The 16,924-nt window shown below is 65.8% G+C and carries 12 protein-coding genes and 1 pseudogene; 4 read left to right on the forward strand and 9 right to left on the reverse strand.

Going from position 1 to position 16,924, the window contains the following annotated elements:
• The first annotated feature begins 104 nt into the window (after positions 1-104).
• The 3 genes from E1289_RS11700 to E1289_RS11710 are packed head-to-tail and all read left to right on the forward strand — an operon-like array spanning position 105 to position 1,968.
• Positions 105-413, forward strand: a complete 309-nt coding sequence (locus E1289_RS11700; RefSeq protein WP_131978896.1) for a hypothetical protein — start codon at positions 105-107, stop codon at positions 411-413.
• Positions 414-472: 59 nt separating this feature from the next.
• Positions 473-931 (forward strand): transposase, encoded by a 459-nt coding sequence (locus tag E1289_RS11705; protein ID WP_131978899.1) that lies wholly within the window; start codon positions 473-475, stop codon positions 929-931.
• A gap of 8 nt (positions 932-939) precedes the next feature.
• Positions 940-1,968 carry an IS3 family transposase gene (locus E1289_RS11710; RefSeq protein WP_131978902.1) on the forward strand — a complete coding sequence of 343 codons (1,029 nt, stop codon included), beginning with the start codon at positions 940-942 and terminating at the stop codon, positions 1,966-1,968.
• Here the strand turns inward: E1289_RS11710 and E1289_RS11715 are convergent.
• The 5 genes and pseudogenes from E1289_RS11715 to E1289_RS11735 form a co-directional block, all read right to left on the reverse strand.
• A pseudogene (locus E1289_RS11715) lies at positions 1,929-2,168 on the reverse strand (DUF6082 family protein); the annotation flags it as partial. The gene E1289_RS11710 and the pseudogene E1289_RS11715 sit on opposite strands and share 40 nt — an antisense overlap.
• Before the next feature lie 406 nt (positions 2,169-2,574).
• Positions 2,575-2,844: a hypothetical protein gene (locus E1289_RS11720; protein WP_131978908.1), complete on the reverse strand. Its 270-nt coding sequence runs from the start codon at positions 2,842-2,844 to the stop codon at positions 2,575-2,577.
• Between the two features lie 293 nt (positions 2,845-3,137).
• The gene (locus E1289_RS11725) at positions 3,138-4,307 is read right to left on the reverse strand and encodes an IS701 family transposase (RefSeq protein WP_165970442.1); all 1,170 of its coding nucleotides are present in this window, start codon (positions 4,305-4,307) and stop codon (positions 3,138-3,140) included.
• An 812-nt stretch (positions 4,308-5,119) separates the two neighbouring features.
• Complete coding sequence (locus E1289_RS11730; protein WP_131978914.1) at positions 5,120-5,314, reverse strand: DUF397 domain-containing protein; 195 nt, start codon at positions 5,312-5,314, stop codon at positions 5,120-5,122.
• Positions 5,295-6,122: a helix-turn-helix transcriptional regulator gene (locus E1289_RS11735; protein ID WP_131978917.1), complete on the reverse strand. Its 828-nt coding sequence runs from the start codon at positions 6,120-6,122 to the stop codon at positions 5,295-5,297. The genes E1289_RS11730 and E1289_RS11735 overlap by 20 nt, the downstream gene beginning before the upstream one ends.
• Before the next feature lie 107 nt (positions 6,123-6,229).
• Between E1289_RS11735 and E1289_RS11740 the strand changes: the two genes are divergently transcribed.
• Complete coding sequence (locus E1289_RS11740) at positions 6,230-6,655, forward strand: ATP-binding protein (RefSeq protein ID WP_131978920.1); 426 nt, start codon at positions 6,230-6,232, stop codon at positions 6,653-6,655.
• A gap of 134 nt (positions 6,656-6,789) precedes the next feature.
• On the opposite strand, the gene E1289_RS11745 is transcribed toward E1289_RS11740, so the two are convergent.
• The 4 genes from E1289_RS11745 to E1289_RS11760 all read right to left on the reverse strand — a co-directional run bounded on the left by E1289_RS11745 (position 6,790) and on the right by E1289_RS11760 (position 16,846).
• Complete coding sequence (locus tag E1289_RS11745; protein WP_131978923.1) at positions 6,790-7,863, reverse strand: hypothetical protein; 1,074 nt, start codon at positions 7,861-7,863, stop codon at positions 6,790-6,792.
• 97 nt (positions 7,864-7,960) lie between these two features.
• Positions 7,961-10,672, reverse strand: a complete 2,712-nt coding sequence (locus E1289_RS39530) for a hypothetical protein (protein WP_243712758.1) — start codon at positions 10,670-10,672, stop codon at positions 7,961-7,963.
• A 2,289-nt stretch (positions 10,673-12,961) separates the two neighbouring features.
• Entirely contained in the window at positions 12,962-15,739 is a 2,778-nt protein-coding gene (locus tag E1289_RS11755; RefSeq protein WP_243712759.1) for a DEAD/DEAH box helicase, read from the reverse strand.
• 84 nt (positions 15,740-15,823) lie between these two features.
• Positions 15,824-16,846 (reverse strand): serine/threonine-protein kinase, encoded by a 1,023-nt coding sequence (locus E1289_RS11760; RefSeq protein WP_165970443.1) that lies wholly within the window; start codon positions 16,844-16,846, stop codon positions 15,824-15,826.
• Positions 16,847-16,924 lie beyond the last annotated feature (78 nt).

Genomic DNA, 16,924 nt, shown 5'->3' on the forward strand with positions numbered 1-16,924 from the left:
TGCAAGGTAGGACCGTGTCGCGACACGTTGTGGATTCATAGGAATCCACCGCACACACTTCTGTGGTGCGGGACCGGGCGCGGTCCTGGACGAGTTGATCGGAGGTGCAGTCACGAGCGAGGTACAGCTCAACCAGCCACGCAAGCTCCGGCGACGTTCGCAGCTCGGCGGAGGACGCCGACGGGACCGTCCAGCTCGCAGCCAACCTGCACGAACACGTCCGCCAGCTCAACTACGCCACGGCTGGCCCGCCGAGCCTCACTCAGCCTTCCACCGCGTACGCCATCCTCGGCAACCTCAGCGCAGCCATCTATGGTCTCGACCAGGCTCTCGACCAGATCAACCGCTTCTTCTTGCGCGAACTCCAGGCTGGCCGACTCGGCCACGACCCCCTCTCTGTCAGACTTCTGTGAGACCTGGGACGAACGAGTCCTAGTGATGTGAAGCAGGGCGAGACAGGACGATCGAGACAGTGACGATGACCCTCGCCGACCAGGCCGCCATGACGGGGCAGGATGGTCGTGTGACCCAACAGCAGCCGGACCGGCCCAAGCGGCGGACGTTCACCAAGGCCTACAAGGCCCGGATCCTGGCCGCCTACAATGCGCTGCCCGAGGGCAGCCCCGAACGCGGCGCCCTGCTGCGGTCCGAACGGCTGTACCACTCCCACATCGAGCACTGGCGCAAGCAAGCTGAGAACGGAACCCTGGGCGCGTCCGCCGGCAAGCCGAAACGCAATGCCGAGGACGAGGAAACGACCGCGCTGCGGGCAGAGATCAAGAAACTCAAGGCCGATGCAGCCAAACTGGAGTCCCGCAACGAGAAACTCGCCGGCGAGCTGAACAAGACTAAGTCCGCGCTGGACATTACGGGAAAAGCATTCGCGCTGCTTCAAGACATCTCAAGCAGCGCGGACTCCGACGAGAACTGAACCGGGTCATCGACGAGCATTTCCCCGCCCTGGAGGAAACGGTCGGCACCACCCGGGCGTGCGCGATCCTGGGCCGCTCCCGGGCGACCCTTCATCGGCACCGCAACCCCGCACCGCCCCGGCTGGGTCCGCGCCGGCCATTCCACCATCCGGCCGAATTGTCGGTTCACGAACGTGCACATGTGCTGGCGGTGCTGGACTCGCCTCGGTTCGCCGACAAGTCCGTCGGCCAGGTGTGGGCGACCTTGCTGGACGAGGGCGTCTACCTGTGCTCGCAGGCCACGATGTACCGGCTGCTACGCGAACGCGGCCAGTCCGGCGACCGGCGCGCCCAGGCCGTGCGTCCGGCGACCGTCAAACCAGAGTTGGAGGCCGACGGCCCCGACCAGGTGTGGTCGTGGGACATCACAAAGCTGAAAGGCCCGGTCCGCGGCGTCCATTACCTGCTGTACGTCATCATCGACATCTATTCCCGCAAGGTCGTGCACTGGGAAATCTGGCCCACCGAGAACGGTACGCTGGCGAAAGAGTTCATCCAGCACGCCATCACCGCCAACGGCGGCGTGGCACCCCGGTCGATCCATGCAGACCGCGGCACCGCCATGACCTCCAAAACGGTCACCGGCCTGCTCGCCCTCCTGGGAATCGACCAATCTCATTCCCGCCCGCACGTGTCGAACGACAATCCCTACTCCGAAGCACAGTTCAAGACCTTCAAATACTGCCCGGCTTTCCCCGGACGATTCGGGTCCATCGAGGACGCCAACAGCTTCTGCGCCGGGTTCTTCGTCTACTACAACCACCAACACCGCCACTCCGGGATCGGGATGCACACCCCGGCGACCGTCCACGACGGCACCGCAGCCCAGATCCAGGCCCGCCGGGCCGCCACCCTCCACGCAGCCTTCAAGGCCCACCCCGAACGATTCCGCGGCCGGTGCCCCACTCCGCCTCCACTACCGGACAAGGTGTGGATCAACCCACCACCCGCACCACTTCAGACCGACAACGAACCACAAACCATGCACGCAGCCTGACGTCTCACCAGCATTGACAGGTTCCGCGCCGGCACCGGCCCCCACGCCTCATCAAGGTCGGGATCGTCCATGGCCATCTTGAGCAGCTCGGCGATCGCGATCCGACGCGCCTCCTCACGCGCGATCTTCGTCTCGCGCGCCTGGAAGATGAGCGTGGCCACGATGCCGATAAGGGCGACGGCGACCACGCCGGCCGACGCCGCACCGAAGCCTGGTCGCCCTCAACGGGCCGAGAGCCCATCGGGCATGCACAGGCCCCAGAGGGCAACAGCGCCGCTGAATCCGGCGATCAGGAAGATGAGACTGATTGTCCGCAGACGCATACGGAGGGTAGACACCCCCGAACGGTAGTTGGGGCAGCGAGGGTGCCGGGGTGTTTCCGGAGCGAAGCAAACAAGGCGCTGGGCGCCGGATCGGTGAGCGGCTCGATCACGGCGGTCTGACCTGGACGGATGGGCGCGCGCTCGGCCGGAATCTCTTCGCGAGCCTCCGGAGTTTGTGCCGTTCTCCTCGCCCCGGATACTGAAGGAACGCTCCTCGACGCGCGGCCACCCGGGCGATCTGCCGTGAGGCCGCGCGTTTCAGGACGTCACCCCGGGATCTGCGTCAGGCGTCCCGAATATCCGGCTTGGCCGCCGCGAGGAGGCGGCCGGAGATGATCACGAGGCGTTCGTCGGGGCCGATGCTCACGCCCGGCGGAAGTCGGTCACCGTATGCGCTGGTGGCATCGCGTCCGATGACTGCGATGTCCCCGTTGTCCAGCTCCCAGATTTCGGGGCAGTCCTGGGTCGTGCGGCTGTCCCCCACCTCTGCGGCTGTCTTTCCCAGTCGCCGTTGGAACTCCGCATTGTGATCGGCTTCCCAGGGTCTCGACACTACGTGGCCTCCCTCTCGACGGCTGCACCGCCAGAAAGCTTCGCATCACTGGGCACTAGCGACAAGTCTTGACAGATCAGCCCTTGTACGGCACTTTCCCCACAACCACGGCATATGGTTGGCTCGCCGATCACGCGTGCGCGCGCATTTGAGGGCGCTTCACCAGCGGAACGCCGCCCGCACCTAACCGGCAGCCCGACCCCGGCGAACGGGCCGGAGGTACGGGACGGAGGTACGGGACGGCGGGCGGCCTCGGACGGCGGCTAGTACGGCAGTCGTAGAACGTGATCTTGTCATCGGCGGTTGAGGCGGGCTCGGTAGTGGAACCAGCGGGCGCGGGCTTGGTGGCGTCGTCGCCAGGTGTGCCAGCGCAGGTGGTGCTCGAGGCTGTGCCAGGTGCGGGTGAGTAGGTTGACCAGGCGTTTCGCCTCGGCGACGGTGAGGGGGATCGGTCCTGGATCGGCCGGTGGCGCCTGGTGGGGTCTGATCGGCAGGGGTGCGAGGTCCTCGTGGGTGCGTGCTTGCGCGGTGGTGACGGCGACCACGGCGAGGGCGGCCATGGCCAGGACGAGGTGGCGCAGCAGCGCCGGGTAGGTCCGGACCTGCGAGTGGTCCAGCCCGAAGGCGTCCTTGCCGACCTGGAAGTCCTCTTCCACGGGCCATCTGCGTCCGGCGACCTTGATCAGCGCTCGCAACGTAACCGGCCGGCCGTCGGGCGCGAAGCACAGGTAGAACGCCAGCTCGCGGACGCCTTTGTCGTTCGCCACGAGGCTGCGGCGGATCAGCAGGTGACGGCGGGGATCGGCGGTGCCGACCCAGGCCCATGCGTACCGGCGTTCGCCTTTGGAGCCGGCCCCGCACGAGTCGATGACCCAGTCGGAGGCGATCAGTGTCTTCAGCACGCTGTCGGCCCGAGCTGTGGTGACCGGGCTGAGCGCGATGCGGGTCGACTTGGAGATCCCCAGCACATACCCGGTGCTGACCTGGTCCGATTCCAGCCAGGCGCGCAGGCCCGGGTCGCGGCCGTAGACCTCGTCGCCGGTCACCCAGCCCGGGAGCCGGGCCTCGGCGTGCAGGTCGGCCAGGATCTGCCGGCCCAGCTCGGGCTTGGTCGCGAACACGATCTCCTCGGGCACCCCGGCCCGGGCTCGCCGGTCGGGGTCGGTGGCCCATTCGCGTGGCAGGTAGGGGCGGGCGCCGACCAGCGCATGCCCGGCCCGGGTGGCGAAACTGCAGTACACGACGTTGATGGCGTTGGAGACCCGGCCCGCGCAGCCCACGTACTGGCGTTTCACTCCGACCGTGGCGGTGCCCTTCTTCTCCTGGCCGGACTCGTCCAGGATCGCGACCGCGTCACCGTCGTCCAGTTGCTCGCAGACGAAACCACGCACGGCCGCCATCGCGGCCATCGTGTCCCACTTCGCGCGTTCCAGCAGGGTGCTGCATCCTGCCCGGTGTCGCATCGCCGGCATGCTCGGCGATCGTCCAGCAGTTCTTGCGCGGCAGGTCGCTCATCAACGCCCGCACATACTTCCTCGCCTGCATCCGCGGCTCCCACCTGCGGAAACATTTCCCCATCGAGCCCATCAGCCCGTCGAGATGACCACAGACCGCCTCGGCCTCTACCATGACGGCAGCAGCCGCCCAATCTTCTTGCGTCACAACTCGAAGATCATCGGGCGGCTGTCCTACGTTACGGTCGCGCCTGCCCGCTCAGATCACGTTCTACGACTGCCGTACTAGGCAGCGAATCCGGCATCGTGGAGGTGCGGAGCCATAGGCACCACGTGGCCGACGTGGTCCATGACAGGGGCAGGGAATCAATGCGGTCTTGCAGCTCGGCTTCTGCGCGCCCGCCGACGACGCAGCCGTGCCGCCCCCGGCCTTGGTCGGCGTCGTCTGACTGGTCGGCGTGTACGTGCCAGCACTGAAGGCGGGCCTGGGATCGGACGGGGTCGACCGACGAAGCCCCGCCGGTCATCGGGCGCGGCGGAGGGCCGCAGGCCGCATGTAGTAGCGCCTTGATATGCAGGCCACACCAGTTGCCCCGGGCGATGTCCCTCCGGATGGTTGAGGGAGGGTTCCAGCCAGTCGCGGACTGGCTCGTCCGCCAGCGCGTACGTCGTCGTGGTTACCGCGTCAGTGCCCTCCCCAACTCCTCAGCCACCAACGTCGGCCTCATCCCGTGGCCCTCTCCATGAGTCACTCTCCCGCCATCGCTTGGCCGGTCTGGGGTGGGCGTCGAACTGCCCGCCCCAGGACCAGCGGCAACTCGCTAGGCCAGGTCGAGCGCACCCTTCTTGATTTGTCCGACCAACACGGCAAACTCCGCGCTGCTCACGTCAAGCAGTCCGCCGTGCGGATTCCTGGAGTCCCTGATCCCGACGCCGCTGACCAGCTCGGCAACCTCGACGCACATCTCGTCGTTGGAGCTACCGCTGTACGAGCTCTTACGCCAGTTGATCACCATCAAAACCCTCCATGAGCCTTTCGATCAGGGCCCGGGATTCGCCTTCGGATGAGGCTTTCGCCCCGATCAACTCGAAATCTACGGCCATCTCCCGCACCTCGGCAGCGTCCTGGACCAAGCGGCCACCACGGAACGCGCCGACGTAGGCGACGTCCCTACGCTCCAAGCTCATGATCTGGAACGGCCCGTTCAACCCGAAGTGCCAACCGGCGGATCGGGCGATGACTCGAATACTCACGGCCGGACGCTCCCCCAACTCCAGCAGTCGCCGTAGCTGAGCCTTCATGACCGAAGGGCCTCCGGTCGGACGATCCAGCGAGTCCTGGTCGAGCAGAACCATGATCAGAGGATGGTCCTCCCTGCCGATGATCAACTCCTGCCGTGCCATGCGTCCGAACAGCGCCTTCTCGACATCGTCGACGCGAGCCATTGACAGGACGGCGCGGGCGTAGTCCTCCGTCTGCAGTGGGACGGGGATCGTCTGCCCCTGGTAGATCCGAAGGATTCTGGCCTTCGCCTCGTACTCCGTGCTTTGGCGGAACCAGTCCGGGTTGTGAAGGGACCGTGCGAAGAAAAGAAGCCGCTCGAAGTGCCCTCCCGTGTCCCACATCCTATCGAGGGCCTTCGCCTGATCCATATCGATGCAGGCCCGCCCAGCTTCCAGGTTCGCAACATGGGACCGGACGCAGTTGATGATCTTGCCTACCTGGACGCCTGTGAGGCCCCGCTTCTGACGGTAAAACCGCAGGTCATAGGCCAACCAGTCATAGAGCGAGGACGCGGGGTCGATCTCGTCGGCGGCGCTCATCGACATCTCCCGGGGTTGAGATGTTTACGAATACATCCCAGCATAGTCACCGGACGTGATCCTGGAGACACAAACCGTGAATCTCTCCAGGAAGGACCGGGCGATCGATGCTGACGACACCGGACTGCCTGCTGATCCCCATGCTCGCCTCGAAGGCAGCACCGGGCCTGGCGCGCACGCTTACAAAAAACCGCCTGCACAATTGGGGCTGTATGCACATTTCGGACGATGTGTTTCTGATCGCCTCGGAACTGATCACCAACGCCGTGGCGGCAACGCCCGGCAAGGAGATCCGCTACCAGTGCAGCCGCGACCCCGCCGGCGTCCTCATCGCCGTATGGGACGCCAGCCCGACCCCTCCCCGAGTACACCCGCTGATCGAGCTGACGCTCGAAACGCTGGACGTCTCCGAGGAGAGTTGGGACGACAACGGCGGCCGGGGCCTCCCCATCGTCACCGCCCTCGCCACCGAGTGCGGCCACACCCCCGACCCATCCGGCGGCAAGTGGATTTGGGCCCGCCTCAAGCCCTGACGCGACGACCACGCCAGCGGCGTGCTGTTCACACGGAGGTACCCTCGATCAGCACGCCGCACGCCACGTGCGCCGCACACTGACCCCAGCCCTGCCGAAGAGCGTGCCCTGTGCTGCTCGTCGGGGAGACCCGGTCACGATGTGACTTCTCGTCGTCTGCGTGGGATTGCGTCCAGCAAGAGTTGCCCGGCCCATGGCAGGAGACCACCAGCAAGCCCCGCAAGTACACCTGCAATGAAGAGGGAGCGGTTACCTGCCGCCTCTCCCGACAAGTAGGTGTACGCAGCATACTCCCGCTGCATAGTGGCCGACTCTTGCGGGAAAACTCCGAGCCTCTCGGGATCTCTATCAGAGGCTTGCAGAGTAACTCCGAGCCGGTCATCCCTGCCCGCCCCTGAGTCTCTTCTGTACTGCGATGTCAGATACAGCAGCCTGACGACAATATTCCACTTCTTCGGGCTGGAAGTCTTCAGAGACTCATCACGGACCGGAAAATGCTCAACGTCACGATCCAATTCAGCTCTTGGAACATTGACGACCCAAACGGTCGGCGTCGTCACTGAAAGACGAAAACCGGATACGCTGAAGAAGCTTCGGGACAGATCGCCTGAAACGGAGACCTCGTGACGCCCCTTGCTGTCGCTGCACGACCTACCTTTGACACGCTGGACGCCTGGACCTTCCGCCGGTGATCCGGCCGTGGAGACCTCGGAAGACGGCGCTAGGTTGCGCAACTTCGCCTGATTGAAGAGCCCCAAGACCCATGGGATGCAATCTTGCACCTTCCGCGCTCCTTGCATCTTCACTGTCAGGTACATCCCTGTATTTACCTGACCTTGCTCCAATGGGGGTTCCCCAGTAGCGAGCGCATGCTTGATTTCCACATCAACAAGATCAGTCTTCTCCGGAAGAAAGACAGTTATCACGCCGTCGAAATGTTCCGACGGGGCCGGCGGCGCCGAGACAGTGAAGCGATCCCAGGCAGCGGCAGCCAAAGCAATCCCGAGCCCTGCGATAACGACAGCCAACAGGACTTTCAACTTGGAGTCCTGATCTCCGACTTCCTGAGACGCTGGAGATTCGCCCGCCTGCTCCTCTTCTCCTTCTTGAGGATTACGTTGTCGCTGACCCCAAGATGCCTGACGCAACAGACGAATCAGTGCGGCCGCCAAGGTCAGTCCGCTAATGAGCATCAAGACCTTACGCAAGCCAGCCCAGCCCCTCCTACCTTCGGGCAACCTGCCATGCGATCGATGAATAGCCATCGCCCGACCAGCAGGACGCAATCAATTCCAGCGCAACCCTCTATGCCAAGGAATCTTCGCCGTCGGGCGTCCACCCCTCAGCCTTCGCCCGCTCCAACCGCTCCGAGAACACAGCATGCGCCTGCCGATACTCAGCCTCCCGATCCGCGCGATAGAACGGCGCTTTGTACCCGTTCGGAACGGGCGCGTAATGCGGGTCTTCCAGATGAGCCTGCAAGGCGATGAAATCGTCTTTTGTTTGTCCGATTCCATAGGCATTGTAATTACCGGCGATCTTTCGACCGAGCACATCAAACCAGATCTTGGACTCATAATCACAAAGCACTGGATAGCGTGATCGATATATCGCAACTAGCTGCTCAACGGAGAGCCCTATCCAGACCGCGACGAGTGCATCTAGCTCGACTAGTGCCGCGCGGCGTTCGCGCTCACTGCGTAGGGGGATAGCCGCATCCCAATCGTAACGCACGTTCTCGAGAGGCGGCAGGGACTGGTCACCCAATACCCACCGCTCTTGTTGCCAATCCTCCAGGTAGAGTCTTTCCCACAAGGCAGCGTATGCAACCGTAAGACAGTTCAGTCGCAAAGTGCGTAGAGTTAGTGCTTTCGCCAGTGGGTGCTCTGGGTAGCCTGTGGGCATACTGGATGCATCTGTGACCTGTAGGTCGGACTTGCCAGTGATACGAAGCAGGTAGTCTATGGGAAGAGCTGCCCAGAAGCCTGCTGCAATCACAGTTTCTCGGTCGTTTGAAAGAGCTAGGCTATGGACAGCATGAACGTGCGTCGGCCCCGGAGGGATAAGAGCAGGAAAGAGCGAGCGTTCGTTTGCCAAAGGGATCATACGACGCCATGCCAGACGATAGTATTCCGTATAATTGCGCCCGTCCCACTGTTCCAACAACCTCTGGGACTGGCCAGTCGACGACACTTGCTCGTAGTTTGTAACAGGTATCGCATATGGGGGAAGAGTTCGCAGATCCCAAGGCGAGTAATCCTGATTGTTGCGACAAGGAATATTAGGCTGTTTCGCATAAGGCGTCGCGATGCCCAGGTAGGGCCCCTGTAGCACGACATCACTTAGCCGCTCTGGTACCGAATTACTCCACCGGATAAGCCCAGCTGCACGTGTCCTGGCCTCATCAAACCCGCGACTTATCCGAGGGCTGGAGCGAGCCAGGCGGTGATTATAGGAGGCGATTGCCTGGATAGCTTCCGCCTCAGCTCGAGTGAGCGGATATAGAAGTGGAGTCTGACCTACCGGCCGACCTTCCATTCCAAGCAAGCCATGCCAAATTCTGAGCAAGTTCTCGTCAATTTCAATCAGACGTTCGCGGTGAGGGCGCACGTCCCACGCACCGAAATTCTTGACGCCAGGCAGCTCCCCAGATCCATCATGCCTGAGTGACTCGACGATCACAGATGGACTGAAAGCCCAGCTGAGATGTGTGAACGCAATCTCACTTGGCGCGCCATATATGTGTAGACCAAATTCGATCTTGTCTCGTATCTCGGCGAACACATATAGCTGATTAGAAAAGTGCACATGGAATCGCAAATGACGATATGCCGCCTCCCGCAGTACTCCCTCTTTCGCCCCACCGAAATGCGTGTCAGGATGAACTAGCCCAGCCAAACCAGTAGGCGCCAGATTCTTCCACACTTTACACATGAAAGCGCGATAAAGGTCAGGCTGAGTCCCTTCAAGGTGCTCGTACGCTACTGAAGAGCCCAAGAAACCCAGCATTCCAGCGCTCTTCTCCAATTCGCGCAGCAGGTACAACTTTGCCGCGCCACTTCGGAAGATCGAAAGCTTTCGATTATTCCATTCTTCTGCGGTAGGTCTGTCGGCCAAGGAAAACCATGGTTCCACTTCGGCCAGGATAGGTGCCTCAATCCAGCGAGGACGGACCCATGGAGGATTACCTACTTGGAGGTCAAACCCGCCCGTGTAGAAGATTCGGGCGAACTGGAGTTCCCAGTGGAAGAAACCCTGCTGCTTGGCGATGCTCTCGACGGTGTTGAGCCAGGGGAAACGTTCGTTCAGCTTGAATTCGTTGTCCATGCCCATCCAGGCAGGGAGCTGGTCTTCGTGTTCGCCCAGCTCCGCCAGCGAGGCGAAGTGGGCACCGAGAGAGTCTTCCGGGATGTCATCAGTGCCGAGGAGGGCCTCGGCGAAGTCGAGCCAGTCGTCCAGGTCGGCGAGCGGGATCACTGAGCGGCGCTCGACGCGGGCGGGCTTGCGGGGTGACTTGGGACGCGACTTCGGCTGGTTGATCGGAATCTGGACAGGAGTCTCCCCGAAGAGCGACGCCGCCTCCCAGCTTTGCGGGAATCCGGCCGGGTCGGGGTCCGGTGCCTCAACATCGGCGGGTGCAGGCGGCGCGCTGTCGAGGACGTTGTCCTTCAACCGCTCGTAGATGCCGTCCGAACCGTCCAGCAGGCCGGCCTTGTCGAGCGGCCAGAACCACAGGGCGCACCATGCGTCCATCAGCGTCTTGAGACGCCAGAAGGGCGTCCCCGGCCACATCAGGTCGTCAAGGATCTGCTCGCGGGAGACGATCTCCTCCCCCGGCTCGCGGAGGTCGTCCGCACCCCAGACCTGGATACGGCGGCTGATGTCCCTTTCGGACAGCTCCAACCGCTTGATGACCAACTCCCACAGGGACTCCGCGCGGCGGGCGAGGCCCTGGAGGCGCTGGACCTGGGTGAGCTTCTGTCCCTGCTTCTTCTTGGTGGACGGGTCCTTGAGCATCCCCTTGCGCCAGGCGCCGAGGCGCTTGGCGTCGTCGGGCGCGAGGTTCTTGGCTTCCTTCTCGCTCGCGACCGCTCCCCAGCCCTGGGCGGGCAGCAGGAAATGGTGGAAGGCCGTCGGGCATCGGGCCGTCGCGGAACGGGTGGTCCTTCGGCGCGGTGTTGAGCCACGCCTTCTTCTTCAGGTGGTGCGCCTCGTACAGGCGGCGGCCCGCGCCGATGAGCGAGTTGCCCCGGCGCAGGTGCAGGCCGAACCACGGAGCCTGCAAGCCCCGATGCATGACGTTCAGCCACAGCGAGACCTCGGCCAGTTCGACGGCCGTCTCATTGAGGTCCACCCCATACGAGTTATGGAGCGCGATGTACGCCTTGACCTTCTGGAGTTCTTCCGCGTAGCGGTCGGGTTCGAGGCTCTGGTTCTTCTCGGCCTGCCGCCTCTTCAAATACTCGGCGGCGACCTGGTTGATGGCCTCGTTGAGGAACGCGCCGGAGCCGAGGGCGGGTTCGCAGATCGTCCAGTCGAGAATCTCGCGAGCCTTGGTGGTCGTCCCGTCCTGGTCGAGGCGCTCGCGAAGGGCGAGCTGCACGGTGACCTGCGTCAGTGACTCGGGCGTGTAGTAGGACGCGCTGGTCTGGCGGTCGCGGCCGGCGAGCCGATAAACAAAGGCGCCGGGCCTGTAGCGGACGCGCTCGTCGGTCTTGATGCCGTTCTCGTCCACGCGGCGGACGAAGACGGCGTCCTCGTAGTCGTCGACCTTGGAGGCGGGGATCATCCAGGAGCCGTCCTTGGGGTCGCCGTTCTTGGCGACCTCGTACAGCTCCTCCTTCGCGATGAACCCCGTGTACGACATCAGCCCCTCGTACACCGCCCCCAACTGGTTGATGCCGAGCTGCGCGTACGAGATGAAGCCGCCGCGTTCCTTGCGCTTGCCCTTGGCGAGCATGAGGAGGCGCAGCACCTTGTACAGCGCCTCGTTGCGGAGGCGGGTGTCGATGGGCTGGGAGTCGGGGTCGTCCTCGTCCAGGTCGATCGCGGCCTTGCCGATGAAGCGGGTGCGGGCGGGGTCGAACAGGTCCGACTTGAGGGGTTCGAAGCGGAGTCCCTCACCTTCCGAGCCGAGGGTGCGGCCCGCGCCGCGCGGGTTGTGGCCTTCGTTGACCATGTGGAACAGCAGGTCGAGCGACTCGTAGAGGTGGACGCTGCGGCGCGACTCCTCCGAGACCAGGTCGCGGACGATCAGGTCCCCGAGGCGGGCCATGCTGTAGCCCCTGACGTACGCCTCGTCGTCGGTGGGGAGGATGCCGAGTTCCGGGCGGGCCTCGGCGTACAGCAGAAAGAGAATGCGATAGAGGTAGCGGAGGGCTTCGCGGCCGAGTTCCTTGGCGAAGGCCGCCGGTTCCATGACCTCTTCGGGGCGGACGCCTTGCTCTCGCATCCGGTCGAGGACCTCGTTGGCGATGATCTCGACGGATTCGCGGAGTCCTTCGCGCAGTTCCTTGGACACGCCGACGGCGTGCTGGCGGGAGCCGGAGAGCAGTTCGGCGAGGGGCTCGGCTCCGCCTTCCTCGGGCGGGAGGAGCGAGTCGGCGCCGAACAGGGCGGCGATCGTCTCGATCTCGGCGGCCGCGGCGGTGCTGCGGCCGAGCGCGACGTCCAGGCTGACGGCGAGGTACCGTCCCTCGCCCCAGGTCATCCGGTCGGCCAGGATGACCACGCCGCCCGCGAGGATCAGCACGTAGCGGGGCGGCTCGTCGGCGGCGAACAGCCACGACGCGAGCTTGTCCCCGGTGCGGAGCATGTGCGGGTGGTCGAGTTCGACGGGGGTGAGGAGCCGTCCGGCGTCGGTGCTGTCGAGGGCGGCGTCGACGTCCGGCGCCCAGCCGCACTCGATCGCGACGACGCTGGGACGGTCGGCCGGCTCGGCGTGCGCGACGGCGACCTCGTACTGCCTGTCCGACCGCTCGACCGTCAGGACGCGCGGCTCGGCGTTGAAGCCCAGGGCGCGCAGGACGTCGCCGTGCAGCTCGTGGAGGGCCTTCTTCCACTCCTCGATCTTCGGGATGTCCCTGCCCTCGCGGACGGTCTCCAGGGCGTCCGCGAAGAAGGGACGGTCCTTGAAGTAGCTGCGCTTGAGGCCGCGCAGGCCGGTGCGCGGGGTGGGATGCCCGTCCTTCTCGGCCTCGGCCCAGCGGGCGAGCAGTCCGTCCTTCTTCTTCAGGTCCTTGGGGAGAACCTCGGCCAGGTAGTGGGCCGAGAAGTAGTCGCCGCGGTTGACGATCGAGTCGTACGTCACGAGTCCCCCTCAAGGACGGCGAGGATGCGCAGCAGCGGCTCGCCCGTGGTCTCCAGGCTCTTGAGCAGCCGCTTCTGGTCGGTGACGGTGCCGCTCACTTGCCCCCGCTTCTTCGCGCCGTGCGATGTCCCGTCCAGGCTCTTCAAGCTCTCCCGCTCCCACAGTTCGAGCTGCCCGTCGTACTCCCGCAGCGGCCGCGCCACCTCGTCGTCGTGCCGGTCGCGCTGCTCGTCCAGGTGGCGGCGCGCGGCGTGGATCGCGGGCTCGATGAGGGGCGTGAGGCGCTCGAAGTCGGGCGTCCGGCTCGTGTTGATCATCTTGGGGCCGACCCCGGCCTCGGTGAGGACCTCGGTCATGTCGCGGACGACCGGCGCTCCGGGCAGGCCGCTGATCGCCATCCAGTCGACCACCGTCGGCTGCCCCAGCGCGTTGGAGTAGATGCCCTGGACGAGGAACGTCGGCTCGTCCACCTTCGCGGCGATGACGGGCGCCTGGCGGCGGACGAGCTGCACCTGCACCTTGTCCACCAGCCACTCCACCATCGGGTGCAGGTCGGACAGGTACGCGATGTCCGGCCACATGGTCTTGGTGCGGCGCGCCTCGTCCAGCTTGCGCTGCGCGAGGTCCCGGTCGAAGGTGACCTTCATCCGCTCGGTGATCTTGTGGGTGCGCAGGTAGGACGCCGGCAGCGCGGACAGCCGATGCACCAGGTCCGGGGGCGGCTTGAACGCCAGCAGCCCGCCGTCGTCGTCGACGCGCAGGTCCGGGCAGACGGTGCGCAGCGCCTCCCGGACGAACTCCTCCGTCGCCCCGAACAGCTTCGGGACGCGGGCGCGCTTCACCTCCGAACGCGCCTCGCCCTGCTCCACCGCGCCGAACAGCTCGGCCATGAAGTCGACCGGCGGCGCCTCCGCGAGGGACTCCTCGACCGACTTGCCCTTGAGGAGGTCCTTGATGAGGCGGTCCTCTTCCTTCTTCGCCGTGAACTCGCGGGTGACGGCCTCGGCCGTGCCGATGCTGCGGTGCGCCTCCTCCTCCCGGTTGAGGAGCTTCTCGGCGACGGTCGTGTCGTCCAGCGCGCCCTCCGTCTGCGAGGTCAGGACGATCGCGCGGAACTGCGGCTCGTGCTCCTGCCCGTACCGGTCGATGCGGCCGTTGCGCTGCTCGATCCGGATCAGGCTCCACGGCAGGTCGTAGTGGACCAGGTGGTGGCACTGGCGGTGCAGGTTCACGCCCTCGGACGCCACGTCCCCGGTGAACAGCAGCCGGACCTTGCTGTCGGCGAGGGAGAACGCCTCGACGATCTCCTGCTGGCGCTGGTCGGAGAAGCCGCCGTGCATGACCTGCACCTGGTCGGCGGCGAGCCCGAGTTCGGCGGGGACGGTCCGGGCGAGCCACTCCAGGGTTGGGATGCTCTCGGAGAACACGACGGCGCGCATCGTGCCCCTGGCCTTCACGCCGATGTTCTTCAGCTCGTCCACGAGGGCCTTGAGCTTGGCAGAGTCGCGGTCGCCCATCTGCTCGACCAGGAAGGCCAGGTTGTTGAGCGCCTCGATCTCGCGCGGCTCGGTCGCGTTCTTCAGCCGCTTGGCGACGGTCGCGCCGAGGGCGACGTGCGACGACAGGAACGCCTTGGCGAGGGTGTAGGGGAACAGGCGGCGGTCGGCGTCGACCACCGAACCGCCGGTGCGGTCGGAGCCGGGCAGCCAGACTTCGGCCAGCTCCGCGAAGATCGCCTCTTCCTTGGGCGTGGCGGGCGTGCGCAGCGAGATGGACGGGCCGCGGTCGGGCCACCGGCCGCGGATCCGGTCGCGGACCTCGTCGCTGATCTTCGTGCGGCGGATGTAGAGGTGGTCGATGTCGGACGCCGAGTACTTCTTCGGGTCCGCGATGGCGGCCGGGTCGAGAAGGCTGATCAGCTCGGCGAACGACTTCGCGTCGCCGTTGTGCGGCGTCGCGCTCGCCAGCAGCAGCGCGTCGGTGCGGCGGGCGAGGAGGCGGGCCAGCTTGTTGCGGAGGTTGCCTTCGTTGATGAGGTTGTGGGACTCGTCGATGACGACGGCGTCCCAGTGCATGTTCTCCAGGTGCTGCCCGTACCGGCCCTGGTTCTTGAGGGTGTCGACGGAGATGATGACGCGCTTGTAGTACAGGAACGGGTTGCGCCCGGCCGGGATGTCGCGCTGGATCCGCTCGATGCCGACCGAGTCGAGCCGGACGAGCGGGATCGCGAACCGCGTCCACAGCTCGTGCTGGAACTGCTCCAGCACCTGCTGCGGCGTCACGACCAGGATGCGCTCACCGCGTCCCCGGCGGATCAGCTCCGCCAGGATCAGCCCGATTTCGAGGGTCTTGCCGAGGCCGACGACGTCGGCGAGGAGGATGCGGGGCCGCAGCCCCTTCAGTGCCAGCTCGGCCGGGCGCTGCTGGTAGAGGAGCGGGTCGAGGAGGAACCGGTCGGCCAGCGCGAGTCCCCGCTCGGACTGAGGCAGCGGCGTGCGGCGCAGCACCGACTCCAGGTACAGGCGGCTGCGCGCGAACGCCGAGGACGTGTCGGCGACGAGCCGGGTGTCCTCGGGGCGGAGCGGGACGACGTCGTCGATCTCGGTGAAGAAGACCGCGTCCTCGTCCCGGACGAACTCCGAGACCCCCACGGCAGTGATCTTGAAGCCGTCGCGGGGCGTGGGGGTGCAGGTGCGCACCATCCACTCCGCGTCGCGGACCTCGATGCGCGCGCCCGGCGCGTACGGGGTCGCGGTGTCTGCGGAGGAGGTCACTCTGCGGGCTCCTAACGGATCGTTCACCGGGTTGTTCTCGAGGGTCGTTCTCGGGGGCGGGCGGTGGCGGCGGGCGGGCCGCGGTCAGAGTCTGGGGCCGGGCGCGTAGGCGACGGCCAGCCGGTCCGCGAGGGAGGCCACGACCGGGCGGGGCACCGACCGCTCCCGATGTCGTGAGCGTGCGGGACGCTTCGGCGGTTCGATGTCGGACGGCGGATCGTCCGGCCGCTCGACATAGGTGAGCGTCGCGAAGTGAGTGCGGGCGTCGTTGACCGACAGCCCGGCGGCGTCCAGCACGCGGCGGAACTCGGCGGACGCCTCCGCCGGGGCCGGCCGGGACTCCGGGGCGTGCGCGAGCATCGCCTCGACAACCGGGGCCAGCGACGCGGGCAGGCCCGACAGGTCCGGCTCGTTGTCGGGGTTCATGATCGCGTAGTAGAGGGCGTGCTCGTTCTTGTGCGCGTAGGGGTAGTGCTTGGTCAGCGCGTAGAGCAGCGTCACGCCCGCCGCGTACACGTCGGCCGCGGGAGTGAGGTCCTTCGCCGACTCGACCTGCTCCGGCGGCATGAAGACGGGCGTGCCGAGGCGCGTGCCGGTGCGGGTGAGGTCGTCCCCGGCGTCCTCCAGGGCGACGAGACCGAAGTCGATGACCTTCGGGCCGTCCGAGCCGAGGACGATGTTGCCGGGCTTGAGGTCGCGGTGCAGGACGCGGACGGCGTGGATGTCGGTGAGCGCCTCCGCGAGCAGCACGCCCAGTGCCGCGCCCATCTCGGCGGTGAGCGCCGGGCGCACCGCCAGGTACTCCCTGAGCGTCTCGCCGCGCACGTACTCCATCGCCAGCCAGGGACGGTCGGCGCCCGGCTCCGCGGCGGCCACCAGGCCCGCGACCCGCGGGCCGTGGACCATGCCGAGCGCCAGAACCTCCCGGTCGAACCGCTCGCGGATGGCGACCTGGCCGGCCAGATCGTCCCGGATCACCTTGACCGCGACCTGCTCCGCGTCCGGCGTCACCCCGAAGTAGACGACGCCCATGCCGCCCTCGCCGAGCCTGCCGTGCACCTCAATGCCGCCGATCGTCCGGGGATCGGACGGTTCGAGCGGCTTCATCGGCACCCGCCTTCCCAGGACGGCACTGACCAGGGTCGTCCGGCCGGAGGACAGGCCGGGCAGCCAGGATAGGTGTGC

Source organism: Actinomadura sp. 6K520 (assembly GCF_004349245.1).
GTDB lineage: Bacteria > Actinomycetota > Actinomycetes > Streptosporangiales > Streptosporangiaceae > Spirillospora.

Coding starts and splice junctions, on each gene's coding strand:
- E1289_RS11725 (WP_165970442.1), bottom strand. CDS start 4,307: ATGCGACACCGGGCAGGATGCAGCACCCTGCTGGAACGCGCGAAGTGG.
- E1289_RS11730 (WP_131978914.1), bottom strand. CDS start 5,314: ATGGTGATCAACTGGCGTAAGAGCTCGTACAGCGGTAGCTCCAACGAC.
- E1289_RS11735 (WP_131978917.1), bottom strand. CDS start 6,122: ATGAGCGCCGCCGACGAGATCGACCCCGCGTCCTCGCTCTATGACTGG.
- E1289_RS11740 (WP_131978920.1), top strand. CDS start 6,230: ATGCTGACGACACCGGACTGCCTGCTGATCCCCATGCTCGCCTCGAAG.
- E1289_RS39530 (WP_243712758.1), bottom strand. CDS start 10,672: ATGCTCAAGGACCCGTCCACCAAGAAGAAGCAGGGACAGAAGCTCACC.
- E1289_RS11760 (WP_165970443.1), bottom strand. CDS start 16,846: ATGAAGCCGCTCGAACCGTCCGATCCCCGGACGATCGGCGGCATTGAG.